The 18,339-nt window shown below is 30.5% G+C and carries 22 protein-coding genes; 13 read left to right on the top strand and 9 right to left on the bottom strand.

Annotated elements, in window-relative coordinates:
- The first annotated feature begins 1 nt into the window (after position 1).
- Positions 2-259 carry a chlororespiratory reduction protein 7 gene (locus tag JJ842_04695; GenBank protein MBO6971209.1) on the top strand — a complete coding sequence of 86 codons (258 nt, stop codon included), beginning with the start codon at positions 2-4 and terminating at the stop codon, positions 257-259.
- On the opposite strand, the gene JJ842_04700 is transcribed toward JJ842_04695, so the two are convergent.
- Positions 256-813, bottom strand: coding sequence for a shikimate kinase (locus JJ842_04700; GenBank protein ID MBO6971210.1), 558 nt, complete (start codon positions 811-813; stop codon positions 256-258). The genes JJ842_04695 and JJ842_04700 overlap by 4 nt on opposite strands.
- 50 nt (positions 814-863) lie before the next feature.
- On the opposite strand from JJ842_04700, the gene JJ842_04705 reads away from it, so the two are divergent.
- The 5 genes from JJ842_04705 to JJ842_04725 all read left to right on the top strand — a co-directional run bounded on the left by JJ842_04705 (position 864) and on the right by JJ842_04725 (position 4,214).
- On the top strand, positions 864-1,790 hold the full coding sequence (locus JJ842_04705; protein ID MBO6971211.1) for a 6-carboxytetrahydropterin synthase: 927 nt from the start codon (positions 864-866) through the stop codon (positions 1,788-1,790).
- On the top strand, positions 1,787-2,437 hold the full coding sequence (locus tag JJ842_04710; GenBank protein MBO6971212.1) for a dihydrofolate reductase family protein: 651 nt from the start codon (positions 1,787-1,789) through the stop codon (positions 2,435-2,437). Before JJ842_04705 ends, JJ842_04710 begins: the two co-directional genes overlap by 4 nt.
- A gap of 17 nt (positions 2,438-2,454) precedes the next feature.
- Positions 2,455-3,609: a GNAT family N-acetyltransferase gene (locus tag JJ842_04715; protein ID MBO6971213.1), complete on the top strand. Its 1,155-nt coding sequence runs from the start codon at positions 2,455-2,457 to the stop codon at positions 3,607-3,609.
- 61 nt (positions 3,610-3,670) lie between these two features.
- Positions 3,671-4,057 carry a DUF4346 domain-containing protein gene (locus JJ842_04720; GenBank protein ID MBO6971214.1) on the top strand — a complete coding sequence of 129 codons (387 nt, stop codon included), beginning with the start codon at positions 3,671-3,673 and terminating at the stop codon, positions 4,055-4,057.
- Between the two features lie 64 nt (positions 4,058-4,121).
- A complete protein-coding gene (locus JJ842_04725) occupies positions 4,122-4,214 on the top strand; it encodes a cytochrome B6 (protein ID MBO6971215.1) in 93 nt (30 codons plus the stop codon).
- A 5-nt stretch (positions 4,215-4,219) separates the two neighbouring features.
- On the opposite strand, the gene rimO is transcribed toward JJ842_04725, so the two are convergent.
- Entirely contained in the window at positions 4,220-5,584 is a 1,365-nt protein-coding gene (gene rimO, locus JJ842_04730) for a 30S ribosomal protein S12 methylthiotransferase RimO (GenBank protein MBO6971216.1), read from the bottom strand.
- A gap of 107 nt (positions 5,585-5,691) precedes the next feature.
- Between rimO and JJ842_04735 the strand changes: the two genes are divergently transcribed.
- Entirely contained in the window at positions 5,692-6,627 is a 936-nt protein-coding gene (locus JJ842_04735) for a vitamin K epoxide reductase family protein (GenBank protein ID MBO6971217.1), read from the top strand.
- Here JJ842_04735 and nadB read toward each other — a convergent pair.
- Together nadB and JJ842_04745 are read right to left on the bottom strand one after the other, a co-directional pair.
- Positions 6,617-8,284: an L-aspartate oxidase gene (nadB, locus tag JJ842_04740; GenBank protein MBO6971218.1), complete on the bottom strand. Its 1,668-nt coding sequence runs from the start codon at positions 8,282-8,284 to the stop codon at positions 6,617-6,619. The genes JJ842_04735 and nadB overlap by 11 nt on opposite strands.
- Positions 8,284-9,051 carry a DUF3120 domain-containing protein gene (locus JJ842_04745; protein MBO6971219.1) on the bottom strand — a complete coding sequence of 256 codons (768 nt, stop codon included), beginning with the start codon at positions 9,049-9,051 and terminating at the stop codon, positions 8,284-8,286. Before JJ842_04745 ends, nadB begins: the two co-directional genes overlap by 1 nt.
- 186 nt (positions 9,052-9,237) lie before the next feature.
- On the opposite strand from JJ842_04745, the gene JJ842_04750 reads away from it, so the two are divergent.
- From JJ842_04750 to JJ842_04770, 5 genes are all read left to right on the top strand, one after another.
- Entirely contained in the window at positions 9,238-10,638 is a 1,401-nt protein-coding gene (locus JJ842_04750) for a TIGR03279 family radical SAM protein (protein MBO6971220.1), read from the top strand.
- Positions 10,639-10,641: 3 nt separating this feature from the next.
- Positions 10,642-12,069, top strand: a complete 1,428-nt coding sequence (locus tag JJ842_04755) for a TolC family protein (protein MBO6971221.1) — start codon at positions 10,642-10,644, stop codon at positions 12,067-12,069.
- Positions 12,066-12,881: an inositol monophosphatase family protein gene (locus JJ842_04760; protein ID MBO6971222.1), complete on the top strand. Its 816-nt coding sequence runs from the start codon at positions 12,066-12,068 to the stop codon at positions 12,879-12,881. The genes JJ842_04755 and JJ842_04760 overlap by 4 nt, the downstream gene beginning before the upstream one ends.
- A gap of 73 nt (positions 12,882-12,954) precedes the next feature.
- A complete protein-coding gene (locus JJ842_04765) occupies positions 12,955-13,869 on the top strand; it encodes a YihY/virulence factor BrkB family protein (GenBank protein ID MBO6971223.1) in 915 nt (304 codons plus the stop codon).
- 11 nt (positions 13,870-13,880) lie between these two features.
- Positions 13,881-14,222: a hypothetical protein gene (locus JJ842_04770; GenBank protein ID MBO6971224.1), complete on the top strand. Its 342-nt coding sequence runs from the start codon at positions 13,881-13,883 to the stop codon at positions 14,220-14,222.
- 4 nt (positions 14,223-14,226) lie between these two features.
- Here JJ842_04770 and JJ842_04775 read toward each other — a convergent pair whose 3' ends face one another.
- From JJ842_04775 to JJ842_04785, 3 genes are all read right to left on the bottom strand, one after another.
- Entirely contained in the window at positions 14,227-14,373 is a 147-nt protein-coding gene (locus JJ842_04775; GenBank protein ID MBO6971225.1) for a high light inducible protein, read from the bottom strand.
- A 68-nt stretch (positions 14,374-14,441) separates the two neighbouring features.
- The gene (locus tag JJ842_04780) at positions 14,442-14,825 is read right to left on the bottom strand and encodes a hypothetical protein (protein ID MBO6971226.1); all 384 of its coding nucleotides are present in this window, start codon (positions 14,823-14,825) and stop codon (positions 14,442-14,444) included.
- A 25-nt stretch (positions 14,826-14,850) separates the two neighbouring features.
- Positions 14,851-15,114 (bottom strand): DUF2973 domain-containing protein, encoded by a 264-nt coding sequence (locus tag JJ842_04785; GenBank protein MBO6971227.1) that lies wholly within the window; start codon positions 15,112-15,114, stop codon positions 14,851-14,853.
- Between the two features lie 174 nt (positions 15,115-15,288).
- Between JJ842_04785 and JJ842_04790 the strand changes: the two genes are divergently transcribed.
- Complete coding sequence (locus JJ842_04790; protein ID MBO6971228.1) at positions 15,289-16,410, top strand: trypsin-like peptidase domain-containing protein; 1,122 nt, start codon at positions 15,289-15,291, stop codon at positions 16,408-16,410.
- 5 nt (positions 16,411-16,415) lie between these two features.
- Here JJ842_04790 and JJ842_04795 read toward each other — a convergent pair whose 3' ends face one another.
- Together JJ842_04795 and JJ842_04800 are read right to left on the bottom strand one after the other, a co-directional pair.
- Complete coding sequence (locus JJ842_04795; GenBank protein MBO6971229.1) at positions 16,416-16,559, bottom strand: hypothetical protein; 144 nt, start codon at positions 16,557-16,559, stop codon at positions 16,416-16,418.
- Between the two features lie 143 nt (positions 16,560-16,702).
- Entirely contained in the window at positions 16,703-18,316 is a 1,614-nt protein-coding gene (locus JJ842_04800; protein MBO6971230.1) for an ABC-F family ATP-binding cassette domain-containing protein, read from the bottom strand.
- Positions 18,317-18,339: the final 23 nt, after the last annotated feature.

Genomic DNA, 18,339 nt, shown 5'->3' on the forward strand with positions numbered 1-18,339 from the left:
TATGTCAAATCCACTAATAAGAGCATCAGATCATTATGTATTATTAGAGCCAGATTCAAAAGAAAAAATTGTATCAAAGCAAGAAGCAATTTTATGGTTAAAGAATTGGCTTAGTAAGACAGAAACACAAACAATATATCAAAATATAGAAGATCCTGATCAGAAATTTTTTGAAGAATTATTGGAAAGCACTTATGAATTAGAAATAAAATTAGGATACGTTATCAAATGGTTTGCAGTAAGAATTGAACCAGATTAACTTATTATTTCTTTATGAATTGCATTAATTATTTTCATAGCGACTTCTTCAATGTTTTCTTTTTTTACTTCAATTCTTAAATCTGCTTGAGAATACAAATTTTCTCTAGATTGAAAAATGCTCATATATAGATCATTGAGATTCTTTCCCTGAAGAAGTGGCCTATTTTCAATTTCATTTTTCAATCTTTCAATTGCTATATCTTTGTCGAGATCTATCCAAGCAATTATTCCCTGTCTTAAGATTCCCCAGTTTTCCGATTTGGTAACTATTCCTCCCCCAGTTGAGATAACTAATGAAGGAATTTTGATAGTTTCTTTAAGGCATTTTGCTTCTAACTCACGGAAATTATCTTCTCCTTCATCACTAAAAATTTGATTGATAGATTTTTTTGCCAACTTCTCTATTAATGAATCTAGATCAATATACTTATACTTCAATAATTCAGCTAGTTTCAAACCAGTTTGTGACTTACCAGAACCCATCATTCCTATTAAAAATATGCTTCTGCCCTTAATACTATGAAGTGTTTTTTCGATAATGGATTGTTCCATAAAGACAAAAGCGTATTTAAAACCTTAAGATAGTATTATCGCAGACAGGTATGACTTCTACACAATCCAAACCACTACATGGAAAAGGACGTGAATGCGTCATAACTCGACGTGCCTGCTTTAGTTCTAGTCACCGTTATTGGCTTCCTGAAAAAAGCCCAGAAGAAAATTTATCTCTTTTTGGAAAGTGTAGTATTGCACCAGGACATGGTCATAATTATGAACTTATTGTTTCAATGGGTGGAGAACTAGACTCTGATGGAATGGTACTTAATCTCTCTGATGTAAAACACTCTATTAAAGATAAAGTTACTGGACAATTAGATTTTCGTTTTTTAAATGATGTCTGGCCTGAATTTAATGTTAATAATCAAGAGGGTATACTTCCCACAACTGAAGCATTAGTAAAGGTCATTTGGACTCGTCTAAAGGATGATTTACCTCTTACAAGTCTAAGACTTTATGAAAACCCAACTTTATGGGCAGATTATTTTGGAAAAAACATGGAAGCATTTTTAACAGTACAAACTCATTTTGCAGCCGCTCATAGACTTGCAAAAGAAGAGATATCCTTTGATGAAAATAAAAAAATCTATGGGAAATGTGCCAGAGTTAATGGACATGGTCATAACTATATCGTCGATATAACTGTAAAAGGAGACATCGATAAAAGAACAGGAACGGTTTGCGACTTATCTGCCCTCCAAGAAATAATTAACGATTTAGTTGTTGAACAACTAGATCATACTTTTCTTAATAAAGACATCGAATTTTTCCATAACTGTGTTCCAACTGCTGAAAATATAGCTTTATATATTTCTGATATTCTTAAAAAACCAATACATCAAATTGGTGCAACATTACACAAAATAAGACTCCAAGAGAGCCCAAATAATGCTGCAGAAATTTATGTTGATCAAAAGTTAACCAATTCATTGAAGTTGCAATTTGAAAATAGTTTAATCACGCAAACTTGAGTATCCCAAGAGTAATAATTGTTATAGCATCAAGTCTTGATGGGAGAATTGCATTTCCTAGAGGTGGAGAATGTCATCTTGGAAGCGATGAAGATAAAAAAATATTAAATCAAAACTTATCAATGGTTGACGCCACCATTTTTGGTTTAGGTACTTTAATAGCTCATCAATCAACTTACCTAGTTAAAAATCTCAATGATAATAACGAAGTAAATATATCAAAAAGCCAACCAATTTCTATAGTTGCTTCAAATAGCAAAAAATTTAATAGTAATTGGAAATACTTTCGTCAACCAATTAGAAGATGGCTAATAAGCTCAAGTAAAGTTGATAATTCGTCGAATAATGAATTCGAGAAGGAACTCTTTTTCGAAGATTCATGGGAAAAAACTTTAATTTCACTCAAAAAACGAGGGATAAATGATTTAGCTCTTTTAGGTGGGGCAAAACTTATAAATTCATTTATAAAAGAGGATCTAATAACAGATATAAAAATTACAATAATTCCACGAATTATTGGAGGTAAATATACATGGATTCCTCCAGAACAAACAAATGCGATTTTTAATCTCGAAAGAAGATGGGAAATAAACTCAATTAAAAATTTAATGAATAATGAAATCCATATTCATTACAAAAAAAGTTAAAATAGATTCAATAATAAATGGACCAACCAATACATAAAGTTGAAGTCAAATTGTCAATTAAGGAAATCTCCAAAGAGATATGGAATGAATTGGCAAATGAAATTAATAATCCATTTTATGAATGGACTTGGATTAAAAACCTTGAGATATCAAAAAGTGTTTCAAGAGAAACTGGTTGGCAGCCACTTTATTTTGTTGCTTTTAAAAATGAAGAGATATTAGGAATTGCCCCACTTTTTTTAAAAAATCATAGCTATGGAGAATTCATTTTTGACCAATCATTTGCAAGATTAGCTCAAGAGTTGAATTTAAATTATTACCCTAAATTAATTGGAATGAGTCCTTATAGTCCTGTAAATGGATATCAATTTCTTTATAAAAAAAATAAAGACGAGAAAGAAATTACAAATCTACTTATAACCCACATCGAAAACTTTGCGATTGCAAACAAAATTCTAAGTTGTAATTTTTTATATATTGATGAAAGCTGGGGCAACCATCTTAAATCTTTGGGATACCATGAATGGATAAATTCCAGTAGTGAATGGAGGAGTAATGGAGAAAAAACATTTGATGATTTTCTTTCTAGATTTAACTCTAATCAGAGAAAAAATATAAAAAAAGAGAGAAAATCAATTACTAAACAAGATATTAAAGTAGAAATTTTTAATGAAGATGATATCAACCAAGAAATACTCAAAAAAATGCATAATTTTTATGAACAGCATTGTTTGAGGTGGGGAGTTTGGGGAAGTAAATATCTAACATCTAAATTTTTCGAAACACTGGTTGATAATAAAAAAAATCTCTTACTTTTTAGTGCATCAAAACATGATTCAAATGAAATTTTTGCTATGTCGATGTGCCTTAAAAATCAAAAAAACTTATGGGGTAGATATTGGGGTAGTCAAGAAGAAATATCTAATTTACATTTTGAATTATGCTATTACCAGCCAATTGAATGGGCAATAAAAAATAGTATTCATTTGTTTGATCCTGGAGCGGGTGGTAAACATAAAAGACGGAGGGGGTTTTTTGCAAAAAGCACCGTTAGCATGCATAAGTGGTTTGACAAAAATATGGAAAATATTATTAAACCTTGGCTAAATGAAGTGAATAAACAAACCGAGATGGAAATTGATTTTGAAAATCAATCTATACCTTTTAAATAAAAAATTATTTAGCTTTACCAAAGATTATATTAGTAATATAGTTTGAAATTAAATTCTCAAAATGGATTCAAGTAAAAGTTTAGATGAAAAAATAAAGATTGATAATGATCTATCCAACAGATATATAGACTTAGATCCAAACGGTTATTTCATTATCAAAGTAGACTTAGAAGAAAATAAAATAATTTTAGAGCACTTTCTAAATAATATTAATGATGACGGATATGCGCTTGACCCAGAAACAAATGAACCAATTAAATGCGACTCGCAAAATAAAAGATTTAGTAATGAAGTTTTTAAAGGTATTAGTGCGAAACAACTTGGAATATTGATCACTGAAGAAAGAAATGACTTAATAACCAGATTCGATCATGCTCTATATTTAGGCAGGGAACTGCAAAAAGCTGAAGAATGTTTATACAAAAAATTACCCTATATCCAAGATTAAGAAATTAAACGAAAAAATCTAATCTTTTCATCTGATGTTAAATTAAATAAAAATAAAAAAATTAATGAACATCATTTTCTATTTTGCATTTATTGGTTTTGGTTTTGGAGCTGCTTTCGCATTAGATAAGCTCTTAAGAGCAGTTAAATTAATTTAAAAAAACTACAACAATTTAATAGTCTCTCCATACAAATCATATTCATCCACAAAAGAAATATTTGCTTCAACAAATTTACCAATAAAATTTTTCAAATCAATTTTTTCTTTAACAGATAAAATTACAGTTCCGTCAATTTCAGGCGCGAAATTGTAGGACCGACCTATTAATTCGTTATTATCTGATATTTTCTCTACCAAAATCTTCATTTTTGAACCAACATATCTCTGATTTTTAAGTTTAGAAATATTTTGTTGAACTGAAATAACGTTATCTTTTCTTGCCTCTGCAACCTCTGCGGATACTTTATTTGGCAAATGAAAAGCTGCAGTTCCTTCCTCAGGAGAAAAAATAAACACTCCCACATGATCAAATTTATGCCTATCCAAAAATGCAAGAAGATGTTCAAAATGTTCTTTTTTTTCTCCTGGGAAGCCAACAATGAGACTAGTTCTTAATACAGCAGATGGAATTTCTTCTCTAATTTTCTCCAAAATTGATTCGTTCAAAGAAGCCTGCCAAGGTCTATTCATACTCTTCAAAACATCTGGATGACTATGCTGAAGTGGTAAATCAAAATAGGGAACTATATTCTTTGAATTTTTGAAAGCTCTAATAACTTCATCAGTTAAACCCGTTGGATAAGCATAATGTATCCTTATCCAAGGAATTGAGACTTTAGAAAGCTCATTTAAAAGTTTGGCTAATGAAGGTTTTCCATAAATATCTTGACCATAATTAGTTGTTATTTGACTAATTAATATAATTTCTTGAATACCCTGCTTTACAAGACTTTTGGCTTCTGAAACTATAGATTCTATTGTTCTACTTCTTTGAGGACCTCTCAACTTAGGAATAATACAAAAAGCACAACTATAGTTGCAGCCTTCAGCAATACGAAGATAAGCAACAAATTTATTTTTATCTACAAAACGAGGTATTTTCTCATCAGCAATAAATTCCGGTATTTTTGAAACTTCATTAACGATTTCCCCTTTTTCTACTCTTTCTAAAACCTTGGCTATCTTTTGATAATCTCCTGTTCCAATCAAACCTTTTATTTCAGGTATTTCTTTTAGAAGTTCATCTTTAAAATGCTGAGCCATACAGCCTGCAACTATTACTTCCTTTCCTTGATTTGTATATTCTAGAATTTTTCTAATAGATTCTTCTCTAGCTGTTTCAATAAAACTGCAAGTATTTACAACAACTACATTTGCATCATTTATTTTGCTGTCAACTTCATAACCCTCTTTATCTAATAATCCTTGCATATGTTCAGTATCAACAAGATTTTTCTCGCAACCAACATGACTGAATGCAATCTTAGATAGTTTTTTATCTTTAACCTTAAGACTTTTTTGTTTCACAAGCTTGAAAAATTAAAAATTAAAAAATTTAAGCAGCATTTCGTATACAAGACTCCTGCCAAGATAATATTAAGATAGATAATGCAAATAACAAACTTTCATTTTGTATGGCCTTTAAAACTCTAAAAATTAGAAATAAAAAAGACTTAAAATGGCCAAAACTCTTAATCGCAATTCTTAGCACTATAGGCATAGTTGACACAGGTTCGATTACTTTAAAAAACTGGGGATTATTTACTTCGCTTTCATGCCCAGGGATACAAAATGGTTGCGAAACAGTTTTAAATAGTCCTTGGGGTACTTTATTTGAAAACAGTACATTCAATATACCTCTTTCTTTAGCAGGATTTATTACGTATTTATCAATATTAGTTATCACAATAATCCTTTCACTTAATTTAATTTCACCTAAAGAAACACTAAATAAGTTTTTATGGTGGTTAATATTTCTAATATCTTGTGCCTCATCAACATTTAGCTTTTTATTGCTCAATATAATGTTTTTTAAGATTCAAGCAATTTGTTTTTTTTGTATACTTTCAGCAATTTTATCGTTTTCTATCTTTATAGTTTCTATCATTGGAGCAAAGTTTGAAAGTAGAGAACCTATGATTTTTAGAGGTTTCATAGTAGCCATTAGTGTCCTGCTAGGGGGGCTAATTTGGTCAACTAACGTTGACCCTTCTAATGCTGTAGATGTTACAAACCCAGCTGAAAATGTATCACCAAAAATTACCACTTCAAGCTCGCCCCAGAAGATAAAATTTGCAAAATTTTTAAATGAAAACAATATCGTTATGTATAGTGCATACTGGTGCCCACATTGCCACGATCAAAAACAATTATTTGGTAGAGAGGCAGTCAAAGAATTAAAAATAGTTGAATGTGCAAGAGATGGTAAAGATAATGAGTATGAGCTATGCCAAACAAAAGGAATCAGTGGTTTTCCCTCTTGGGAAATAAATGGAGAAATCATTAGTGGTACTCGTAACCTAAGTGAATTAGCCATAAAGACAAGCTATCAAGGAGATTCTAATTTCTAATAAATCTTTTATGAATTTTTTGATCTAACTGTTGTCTAGTATGACATTCCCAATTTTTATCTTTATCTGGGAAATCATCTCTAAAATGCCCTCCCCTACTCTCTTCTCTAAATAAACAAGCTTTTAATAAAGTCATAGTTGTTATTTGTCTATTCTTTAAATCAAGTAAAAGATTCAATGCTCTCCTATTGGGCTCACTAAGTTTGATTTTTTGATCAAATTCTATTTTTTCAAGACTATTTAGTAAAGCATTATTATGTAATTCATCGATATCATCTTGAATAACATTTTGGAATTTACTCATATTTAGCTTATTTCGAGAGACACCTAAATTTAACCAACATAGTTTTCTTAGTTCATCAATTTTTTCAGCAATCTTAGAAATTTGATCTTCTTCCGGATCTTTAGTGTCAAACTCTTGGGATGATCTATCATTTTGTACTAATTTAGGAGGATCATTTAAAACAATTGAAGACATTTTTCTCGCAAAAACAAGGCATTCCATCAGCGAATTACTTGCCAATCTATTAGCACCATGAACACCAGTGGAAGCAACTTCTCCTACAGCATATAAACCTTTTCTTGTGGTAGATGCATTTAAATCACTTTTAACACCTCCCATCCAATAGTGAGCTGCAGGAGCAACAGGAATAACCTCATTTAAAGGATTAACGCCATAATCCAGACATCTACTTAAGATAGTGGGAAATCTTTCTACAATTTTTTCTGGATCAATATATCTAAGATCTAAGCCAACATGATCAATATTATTGTCATGCATATTCTTCATAATTGCCCTGCTTACTTGGTCTCTAGTGGCTAAATCACGATTTTTAAGATTTTTAACTGGACTTTCGCCATTTTTATCAACTAAAATAGCGCCTTCTCCTCTAAGTGCCTCAGATATTAAGAAACAAGGTGCTCCATAAAATTTTAAAGCCGTTGGATGAAATTGAACAAACTCTAAATCTTCAATAGCAGCTCCCGCTTTCCATGCTAAAGCTATTCCTTCTCCAGATGATTGAGCAGGATTAGTTGTATTAGTGAATAAATGGCCACCTCCACCTGTAGCTAAAACAACAGCTCTCGATTGAATCCAATATAAATTCGCCCCATCAAGAACCTGAACCCCTTTACATTCTTCGTTTTCAATAAGAAGTTCAGTTACTCTTACACCCCTACAGTGAAGAATATTTTTTTTATTTTCAACATGTTCTTCTAAAACTTCAACTAATGCTCTTCCTGTACGATCTTTTACATGCAAAACTCTTCTTCTAGAATGTGCTGCCTCTAAAGTAGTAGCTAGTTGATCATAACTTTGATCAAAAACCATACCTAAATTCTGCAATCTATCCACGCAACCTGGAGCTTCCTTAACCAGCATTTCTACGGCCTGAAAATCACATAGTCCATCTCCTGCTTGTAAAGTATCATCAGCATGAAGATCGAATGAATCATCTTGTCTAATGACAGATGCTATTCCTCCTTGCGCCCATCTACTAGAAGATACCTTGCTAGTATTTCTATTTAAAAGAAGCACTTTTAAATTTGTTGGTAATTCTAGGGAAGACATAAGACCTGCAGCCCCAGCACCTATAACGATTACATCCCAATTATTTATTGGTATTAGGTCTTGAGAAAATGGAGGCCTAAGCATTAAACCAGTCCACTAAAAGTTGGCTGCAGAATTGCTAAAGCAATAAAAATACTATCAACAATGAGTGTCGTTTGAATTACATAACTAGAAACCAATAATGCCTTACCACTAGTAGTATTAATAGTTGCAGAATCAAAAATTTCTTTTGAAATAAACCATAGTATAAGTCCAATAATAAGGATAGTCGATAACGATTTTATATGAATAAGATTCTCAGAGGTATTTTGAAGAATTATTGGTGCAGTTTCAGCATCTGCTGTAATAACCTCCCTCCATTGATCCATTATTCCGATTAAAAAAATTGTAATATCAGTAACCGCAGTTCCAAATAGAGATGAGATATAAAAACTAGAACCAATTCTCCAATTAGTGTTGAGTCCAATTAACGCTAGAGGGAGAACAACAGCTTCAACAGGAATGTGCAAAATTGGGAATGGACTTAACCAACCCCAGAATAAACACCCACCTAGCCAACTCCCTGATACACCAAGTAATAATGAACTGACAATAAACCATTTTTTTGTTCCCTTTTGACTCAAAATAAATGATCCGAAGAGAATAACAAAAGTAAAACAAAGAGCACTAATTGGTTCTAATCTAACCCAAGGGGCTTGAATAAATATAGGTAAAATGACAAAAAAAGAGGACCAAAATCTTAAAGAAATTGGCCTCGATAAAAAAGTACTTTCGTATGAATCAACTGTTTTATGCAAGTCATAGTTAAATTTATCTTTCACTTCTAAGTTTTTCGTAAGTAAATCTTTCAATGAATAAAATTTATTAGTTAATTTAATTAATTTAAATTGTGGTTTAAAAAACTGCGAATATTATATTTTAATAAATTAAAGGCCCTTAAATTCACAACTTTATTAAGTATTTTAAAAGTATTTAATACACTTTGAGACATTTATAAGTTTAAAATAAAAAGATAGAGGAATATTTGGAATTTAATTGTGTGGCAGGAAATTAATTACAAAGAAGATTCTAATGATCTTTTGGTTCCCCATATTTCTTATAAAATAAATCCTGCAGAAATTGAAAGTATTGAAGCTAATTCCATCGCTCAAGAAATAGGATTTGAGTCGGGTGATTCTATAATTAGTATTAATGGGAAAAAACCAAGAGATTTAATTGATTATCAGATTCTCATTAGTGAAGAAATTTTAGAAATATCAGTCTTAGATAAAAACCTTAAAATTCATAATATAAATATTGAAAAAGATCAAGATGCCAATTTAGGTATTAATTTTAAAGATGCGTTATTTGATTCAATTAAGCAATGCAATAATAGATGTCCATTTTGTTTTATAGATCAACAGCCAAGTGGTAAAAGAAAAAGTCTTTACATAAAAGATGATGATTATAGATTAAGCTTCCTATATGGATCTTATCTAACCCTCACAAATTTAAAAAAAGAAGACTGGGAAAGAATTTCCACACAAAAACTTTCCCCACTCTTTATTTCGGTTCATGCAACTGATCCTGCTACTCGAGAAAAATTATTAAAAAATAAAAAAGCTGGAGTAATTCTTGATCAAATTGCCTGGTTTGAAAGAAACTCAATTCAAATACATGCCCAAATTGTTGTATGTCCAGATATAAATGACGGTAAGATTCTTGAAAAATCAATTTTTGAGCTTGCTAGATTCTATAAACAAACTTCTCAAACAGTTCTCTCAGTGGCAATAGTTCCTGTTGGACTTACAAAATTTAGGCCTGAAAATGATGGATTGAAATCAATAAGCTCAGAATACGCGATAAAAACCATCAATCAAGTTGAAAGGATACAAGAATCGTTACAAATTAGTCTTGGGACTCGTTTTTGTTGGCTGGCGGACGAATGGTATTTAATAGCGGGTATAGATTTACCTAGTTACAACACTTATGAGAATATGCCGCAAGAATCTAATGGAGTAGGGTCTATTAGAAGCTTTCTAAAAACATTAAATGAGAGGACTAAAAGTTTACCCCAGAAAGTAAAAAAACCAAAAACAGTTAGTTGGATAGTTGGTAAATTAGTTTATGAATCCCTCATTCCTACAGTTAAAAAATTAAATTTAATTGATGGATTAAAGATTAATTTATATGGTTTATCTAGCATTTACTGGGGACAAGAGCAAGTTGTGACTGGTCTTCTAACTGGAGAAGATCTCATTTGCGGACTGCGAAATAAGGACTTAGGAGAGGGTATATACATACCATCAATAATGTTAAAAATTAATACTGATTTATTTCTTGACGATAAAAATATTAAAGAAGTAGAAAAGCAATTGAATACCCAAATTCACATTCTTGATGATTCGAATGATATTATAAATACTTTGATTGGCGAACCTAATAAATTAATATTATAAAAAATGCTTAGAAAAGTAAAAAATTCTATTTTAATTTTGCCTCTTGCTCTTTTTGTTAACTCTTTAGAGGTAATATCGAGCGAAAAAAAAGACTTAATAGATAAATTTTTAGAAGAAAAATCAAATTTACCTTTTATCAATTATCAAGAGATAGAAAAAATTGTCTTAAATAATGAAGAGTTGAAATCATTAAAAAATTTAGTTACCTCAGCAAGCTTTAATCTTTCAAGTCAAATTAGCCAAAGATATCCATCCTTAGATTTTCAAGCCAATGGGTTACCAAAATATGTTTCAGGTAAAAAGTATAGTAGTAATTCGGAGACTTTAAAAACATCACAATTTACGGCAAATCCTTCTCTTAATTTAAAATGGGATTTAATAGACCCACTCAGGGGATCCGATATCAAAATTGCCAAAGAAAATTTTAAAATTGCAGAAAATAATTATGAGATTAAGAAAAAAGATTTAATTCAAGAAGCAAGATTGAGGTATCACAAATACCAAAAGTCATTTCAAGAAATACAAAATAAAAAATTTACCCTTGACTTATCAACTACAAGTTTAAATAATGCCAAGGCAAAGTTAGACGCTGGAATAGGTACAAAATTTGAGGTTCTTGAAGCAGATGCTCAATTGTCTCGAGATAAACAATCTCTTAATGAAAAGAAAATTGAACATAAAATCAACCAAATTTCGCTCAAAGAGATTCTTAACATAAAAGGAGATTTTGAAATTACTAAAGAGCAAAACCTAGAAGGTTTTTGGAATCATAGATTAAATAAAAATATTGCTGAGGGTTTAAATGAAAATCTTTCTTTAAAAAATCTCATTCTTCAAAAATCTATTAAAGATAGCCAAGCAAAAAGTTTTTTATCTCAAAATAAACCCAATATTTACATAAGCAACACATTCGCAAGTACATTTTCCAAGGGTGACTCTCTATCTAGTAATATTAATTCTGAAAAATCTGGATCTAACTATACAAATACAATCAGTTTAAATTTTACATGGAGTATTTTTAATGGCGGAAAGTCTAAAAACTCTTATAAATCAAAAATAGCAGAAGCAGAATCTGAGGAATATGCTTACAAAAATCTAAAAAATGTTTTAACTACAAATATTAGTAAAGCCTATATGAATCTAAAATTAAATGAAGAAAAAATAATCTCTTCTCAAAAAGAAATCGAATCAAGCAAAGAGTCCGTAAGGCTTTCCAGACTTAGATATGATGTTGGCATATCAACCCTCAAAGATGTACTTGTAAGACAAAGTGAATTAAGTAATGCAATATCAAAAAACATAAATGCTAAATACAATTACAATGTAAATATAGATGAATTGGAAAGATTAACTTTTCTTGAAAAAAGTAAAAATTGTTTGGATAACAATAATAATAAAAATATAGATTCTTTTTGCAATAGTTTAATATGAATCTACCCAATTTAACTAATAAACAATTAAGTAAATTAGACTCGTTATTTGAGTTAGTTAGTCAAAGACAAAAAAAAGATTTTGGAAATATAAGTGCTAGCAATAAAGCAGACGGATCATTGTTAACAAGTTGCGATTTATGGAGTGATAAAACAATAGTAGATGGTCTGGCTGCAATAGCCCCAGGCGAGGGCGTCTTAAGTGAAGAGGGAGGGAAGTTAATTCCAAACACAAAAGCTTATTGGGTTGTCGATCCACTTGATGGGACAACAAATTTTGCTGCAGGCATTCCTTACTGGTCTATATCAGTCGCGAGGTTTGTTGATGGCAAACCGGAATCTTCTTTTTTAATAATCCCAACATTGAAAAAAAAGTTTGTATCTATTAAAGGCAAAGGGGTTTGGTTAAATAATAAGAAAATAAATCCTAGTCAAAATAATCACCAAAGTGAATGCATTTCTTTATGCAGTAGGTCTATAAAAATTTTACAAAAAAATCCAAACTCAGTATTTCCTGGCAAAATCAGGCTTTTAGGTGTATCTAGTTTAAATCTAACGAGTGTAGCGATGGGTCAAACTTTCGGAGCTATAGAATCAACCCCCAAAATATGGGACATTGCAGCAGCCTGGCTGCTATTAGAAGAACTCAATTGTTCTATAACCTGGTTAGAAACAAACCCTTTAAATTTAGTTGCAGGACAAAACTTAAGCGATGTTAATTTCCCATTAATTGCCTGTAGATCGATAGAAAAAATTAAAATCTTAAAACCATGGGGTGACTTATTAATAGATAAACAGTTGCATCATAAATAAATAATCGCTTGAAAAATTTCTTAATTAGATACAATAAAAAATAAATAAAAAAAAATATTTGAAGAAAATTAATATGCAGCGAAGCTCAACATGGATCCTGAAAAGTTTATGGGGAGCTTGTGAAAGATGGAGCAAATCTGATTGCATTGATTTAAGTGCTGCCTTTGCTTACTACACACTACAATCATTTTTTCCTATTCTTCTAATTTCTCTTTCAATAGCATCGTGGTTCCTAGGTAAACAAGAGGGATTAGACCAACAAATAATTTCTATTGCTGCTCAGCTTTTACCCCCTTCAGTAGTTGAATTAGTAGAAACAACATTATTTAATTTGATTGATCAAGGTTTTGGAGCAGGCATTCTAGGAGCTATGTTTTTGCTTTTTACAGCAGGAAATGCATATCTATCTCTTCAGAGAGGTTCAGATAGGCTTTGGGAAGACGAACTTCCTTCAAAAAAAGAAAATGCTGCTTGGAGAGTTCAAGCTTCGAGGTTTCTCCGAAATAGAATTGAAGCCTTTTTAATAGTATTCTTTATAGGTTTTTTAATGGTACTCGATCAAATTAGTGCAAATCTTAGAATGATCCCAAGTAACGTTTTAGAAAATCTCTCAAAATCTAATAATTTAATTTCAGATTTATTATTAAAGTTGCCTCTATTACAAGTTGGTCAGTTTGCAGTACCACTAATTGGCTTTTCTTTAATGGCTCTTTTATTACAAGCCCTATTACCTAGTAGAAAAGTCCCTTTAAGACCACTACTGCCTGGATCTTTTCTTATCGGTATTGGTCTAACCACTTTGAACTTAGCAGTCAGTAAAAGTATTCTCTCACTTGGTGCAAGATTTCAGGCATATGGTTTTATTGGAGGTTTTCTTGTACTTACTTTATGGGTATGGCTACTAGGAGTGATTTTATATTTCGGACAGTGTTGGAGCGTAGTTATTGCTAGTATGTCCTTAGTAAATAAAAAAAGACATCATAGATAACAATAATTAAAATGTATTATTTTCTTAAAGGTAATAAAAATTTTCTTACATATTTATTGATAATACTTATAGTCATTCCAATTTTTGGAATTAACTTTTTCATAAGTCTCTTAAGTAATATCCTATTACTTTTATTGCTAATCCCTCTTTTATTATTAGTTTTAGTGTTTATAGGTTTTAACTCTTACAAATCTAAAATTAATAGATGTAGTAGCTGTGGTTCTATATCATTAGGTTTCAGTGATACCTGTATTAATTGTGGGGCAGATTTAGAAAATTTAAGCCAAGGTAATCAATTGGATAAAAAGCCTAGTGATAGTATCGTTGAAGTAAAGGCAGAAGAAATAAAATAAAAATCTAACCTATTCCAATTTGCCTAAGAATACTTTGTCCAGTTATTAATTCAGTGCCAAGACCGATTAGAATGCCCATCATTGCCATTCGGCCATTCCAAGTTTCTGCAAAATTCACGAAACCAAATCTTGGTTGATTGTCATTATTCATAATTAACAAAACTTCTTTAGTAATATTTTAACGTTTTGAGGAACTATTTATGATGAATAATAAATTATTTATTTAACGTGTCTAACACCATCAACAGGTCGATACTCATCTCCGGTTAATTCCTCATACACAATAGCTGGCAATCCAGTATCAAACATTGTTTGCAATGCTTCTTTTAGCATAGGATTCCATCCTCCAGTGCTAACTTTACCGTGTCTTACAGTCCAATCCCAAGTGCCTTGAAGATCTCTTGGCAATCTACCTTCTCTATCTCTTCGAGCAACTAAATCTAGAGACTCTACTATACCAACAATAACTGGATTCTTACCATAAGAAGGGGTTAAACTTAGTTCAAGCCTAACAGGATCTTCTTTAACCATTTTCAAACGAAACCTTGGCGGCAATTTTAAAGATCTTATGACAGCTGAGACAATTTTTGTTCTTAATTCCAATGTGTTTTCCTTAAATTTAGTTTAACTAATCAGTTGTTGAACCCTTCTCTTCTAAAGTAGAGTCATTATCGTTTGAAAATCTTACAGTTAAAAGCTCTTCTTCAGTTATGTTTCCTGCTTTATCTAAGAGTTCTGGATGAACTGTATATTTTTTTTGTTTAAAATTAGAAGTACCGTAACGATTTTTTTCTACCCTAGGTATATTCCAACCATTTGACATTACTTTAAACGCTTTCCAAACTAGATAGGTCAAGGCTGCGGAATAAATAATTGGAAAAAGAATAGTCATTAAACTTATAAATTAATTAGATATTTGATTAATATCATAGCCGTAAAAAAAGAAAATTAGCTATTTTAAGTTAATAAATTGTTCTCTAAATCAAATTAATTTTATTTAGTAGTTATATTAAAACAAAGATAAATTACTCATTTAAACTTTTATAAGAGCATAAGAAAATTAAAATTGAAAAGCTACAACCACAGGCAATTTTTACTTTCCTCGCTAATTTCAATTGGTATTATATGCCCTTTAAATGTTGTATCCCAACCAGTATCTAAAACCAAAATAAATGAAGTTAATATAATTTCAAAAAAATCTTTCATAACCAGTGCGGTAGAAAAAACAGGTCCTTCAGTTGTAACAATTGATACTCAAAGATATGTTAAAAAAAGAAAATTCCCGAGAAATTCCCAACTATTCCTAGACCCATATTTTGAAAGATTTTTTGGATTAGATTTACCTAAAGACAACCAACCAAGTATTGAGCAAAGCCAAGGAAGTGGATTTATATTTGAAGATGGTCTTGTAATGACTAATGCTCACGTTGTAAATGGTTCAGACAAAGTAATTATTGGTTTAAAAAATGGGAAAAAATTTAGTGGGAAAGTAATAGGTCAGGACTTTTTTACCGATTTAGCTGTGGTTAAGATTGAAGGAAAAGGGCCTTGGCCAAAAGCAAAATTGGGCGATTCAACAAAAATAAAAGTTGGTGATTGGGCAATCGCAGTTGGAAATCCATTTGGACTAGAAAATACAGTTACTCTTGGAATTATTAGTAACCTAAAAAGAAACGTCACTCAACTAGGAATATACGATAAAAAACTTGAACTTATTCAAACAGATGCTGCTATTAATCCTGGAAATTCTGGTGGACCATTATTAAATAGCAATGGAGAAGTAATTGGTATTAATACCTTAATCAGATCTGGTCCTGGAGCTGGTTTAAGTTTCGCAATTCCAATCAATCAAGCTAAAAAAATTGCAGATCAACTCATAAAAAATGGGAAAGTAATACATCCAATGATTGGAATAAGTCTGATAGATAAAAATGATTCTGGAATAAATAATTACTCGGTTAGGGTGGGTTATGTAGTTCCTAATAGTCCAGCCGAAAATAGTGGAATAATGGTTAATGACGTCATCATTAAAGTAGGTAATACAGATATTGAAAGAGCTTCAGACGTAATAAGCGAAATAAGTAAAAATGGTATTAAAAAACAAATAGATATACTTTTAAAGCGAAAAAATAAATTTATCAGAGTAAAAGTTTTACCAACTGATATAACTAATTTACAAAATAATTAAAAGTTTCAATTGTCGAATTCTTTAAGTAATTCCACACATTCAGAAATACAAGTACCATCATTCAAATCACAGCTTAGGATGCAGTTAAAATAACTTTCAATAGGATCAGAAACTTGCAATTGTTTTTGATTAACATCGTAATTTTTCATATAGATAATAAAAAACTTTTTATTGTATTTTTTAGACTAAACAAGCGCAGTTGTCTTTGTAAAGATTAATGAGTGATCTTGCCTAGTTAAATGTAAACTTTATTAAAAGCGTTGTAATTATTGAATAATTACTTTTTTATTCTTTATTTATTTTTTTCTAAAAAATATTCGTAATTTCCATCGTATGATAATAACTTTGAATCTTTGATTTCAACAATCCTATTTGCAACCTTTGAAATAAAATATCGATCATGAGAAATTATTAGTAGTGAACCTTTATAGTTCTTAATTGCTAATTCTAAATTTTCTTTAGATTGCAGGTCTAAATGGTTAGTTGGCTCATCCAGAAGAAGAAAATTACTTGGATTTATAATCATAAGAGCCAACGCTAATCTTGCTTTTTCTCCCCCACTAAGTTGTTTAATATATTTAAAAACAGTTTCATTTTGAAAGCCAAAACCTCCTAAGAATGTTCTTACTTTTTTTTGTGACCATTCGGGAGATTTTTTACATATTAAGTCAATTACCCTCTCCTCAAGTAACAGTGCTTCAGCTTGGTTCTGTTCATAGTAGCTAGTAATTATATTATGTTTTCCAAGATTAATTTCTCCAATTTCAGGATGTATTTTTTTCATAATAATTTTAAGCAATGTAGATTTACCACAGCCATTAGGTCCCAATATTGCTATTTTCTCTCCAGCAGAAATCTTTAAATTTACATCTAAAAAAAGAATTTTATCATCATAACTATGAGATAAATTCTTGATATTTAACACTAATTTTCCTGAGCGAGGACAATCTGGAAAATCAAAAGCAGGACTTTTTGAGTTTGCTCTAGGAGCCTCGATTTTAGAAATTTTATTTAATTGTTTTTCTCTACTCTTGGCTTGAGAACTTCTTGTGGCACTAGCTCTAAATCTATCAATGTATTTTTTTTGGATCGCAATTTCTTTTTGTTGTAATTGATATGCTTTATTTTGTGATTCTTCATTTAAAGATTTCTGTTCCACAAAAAAAGAATAGTTACCATTATATGTTTCAGATATTCCTCTATCTATAAAAATAATTTTTTGGCATAATTTATCTAAAAAATATCTATCATGGCTAATTATAATGATTGCAATCTTAAGGGATGATAGATATTCTTCCAGCCAGAAAATAGTATCTAAATCTAAATGATTAGTTGGTTCATCAAGTAAAAGTAAATCAGGTTTTTGCAAGATTATTTTTCCAAGCGCAACTTTCATCTGCCAACCACCCGAAAAATTTCCAACTAATTTATCAGCATCTTCGAGAGAAAAACCTAGTTTTGGTAAAATTTTTTCTACATCAGATTGCATTTTATAACCACCTAAAGCTTCAAATTTTGCTTGATACTTTGCAAGTTGATTTACTAATGTTTCAAGTTCAAAGGAATTTTTTTTTATATCCAATAATTTCATTTTATTCTCAATTTCTAAAAGTTTAATGGCAACAATTTGTATATCTTTAAAAGAGCTTTCTAATTCTTCTCTCACTGAAAAATTAAAGTTACAATCTAATTCCTGTTTTAGATGGGCGATCTTAGGATTTCCCTCTTTTATAATCTTTCCACTTGTTTGCTCTTCCTCTCCAATTAAAATCTTAAATTGGGTTGATTTACCTGCACCATTAGAACCAACTAAGCCAACTTTTTCTCCTTTCTTAATCTCCCAATTAATATTTTTTAAAACAACATCTGTAGAATAAATTTTACTTATATCTTCAAATCTAATCACTGTATTAAAAATAGAATTTACAA

This window comes from Prochlorococcus marinus CUG1433, assembly GCA_017644425.1.
Taxonomy (GTDB): Bacteria; Cyanobacteriota; Cyanobacteriia; order PCC-6307; family Cyanobiaceae; genus Prochlorococcus_A; species Prochlorococcus_A marinus_U.

Excerpts from the sequence above, each read along its gene's own strand:
- JJ842_04760 (MBO6971222.1), top strand. The coding sequence starts at position 12,066 with ATGAATCTACCCAATTTAACTAATAAACAATTAAGTAAATTAGACTCG.
- JJ842_04695 (MBO6971209.1), top strand. The coding sequence starts at position 2 with ATGTCAAATCCACTAATAAGAGCATCAGATCATTATGTATTATTAGAG.
- nadB (MBO6971218.1), bottom strand. The coding sequence starts at position 8,284 with ATGCTTAGGCCTCCATTTTCTCAAGACCTAATACCAATAAATAATTGG.
- JJ842_04795 (MBO6971229.1), bottom strand. The coding sequence starts at position 16,559 with ATGAAAAATTACGATGTTAATCAAAAACAATTGCAAGTTTCTGATCCT.
- JJ842_04765 (MBO6971223.1), top strand. The coding sequence starts at position 12,955 with ATGCAGCGAAGCTCAACATGGATCCTGAAAAGTTTATGGGGAGCTTGT.
- JJ842_04705 (MBO6971211.1), top strand. The coding sequence starts at position 864 with ATGACTTCTACACAATCCAAACCACTACATGGAAAAGGACGTGAATGC.
- JJ842_04715 (MBO6971213.1), top strand. The coding sequence starts at position 2,455 with ATGGACCAACCAATACATAAAGTTGAAGTCAAATTGTCAATTAAGGAA.
- JJ842_04785 (MBO6971227.1), bottom strand. The coding sequence starts at position 15,114 with ATGACTATTCTTTTTCCAATTATTTATTCCGCAGCCTTGACCTATCTA.
- JJ842_04735 (MBO6971217.1), top strand. The coding sequence starts at position 5,692 with ATGGCCTTTAAAACTCTAAAAATTAGAAATAAAAAAGACTTAAAATGG.
- JJ842_04725 (MBO6971215.1), top strand. The coding sequence starts at position 4,122 with ATGAACATCATTTTCTATTTTGCATTTATTGGTTTTGGTTTTGGAGCT.
- JJ842_04755 (MBO6971221.1), top strand. The coding sequence starts at position 10,642 with ATGCTTAGAAAAGTAAAAAATTCTATTTTAATTTTGCCTCTTGCTCTT.
- JJ842_04720 (MBO6971214.1), top strand. The coding sequence starts at position 3,671 with ATGGATTCAAGTAAAAGTTTAGATGAAAAAATAAAGATTGATAATGAT.
- JJ842_04775 (MBO6971225.1), bottom strand. The coding sequence starts at position 14,373 with ATGAATAATGACAATCAACCAAGATTTGGTTTCGTGAATTTTGCAGAA.
- JJ842_04770 (MBO6971224.1), top strand. The coding sequence starts at position 13,881 with ATGTATTATTTTCTTAAAGGTAATAAAAATTTTCTTACATATTTATTG.
- JJ842_04700 (MBO6971210.1), bottom strand. The coding sequence starts at position 813 with ATGGAACAATCCATTATCGAAAAAACACTTCATAGTATTAAGGGCAGA.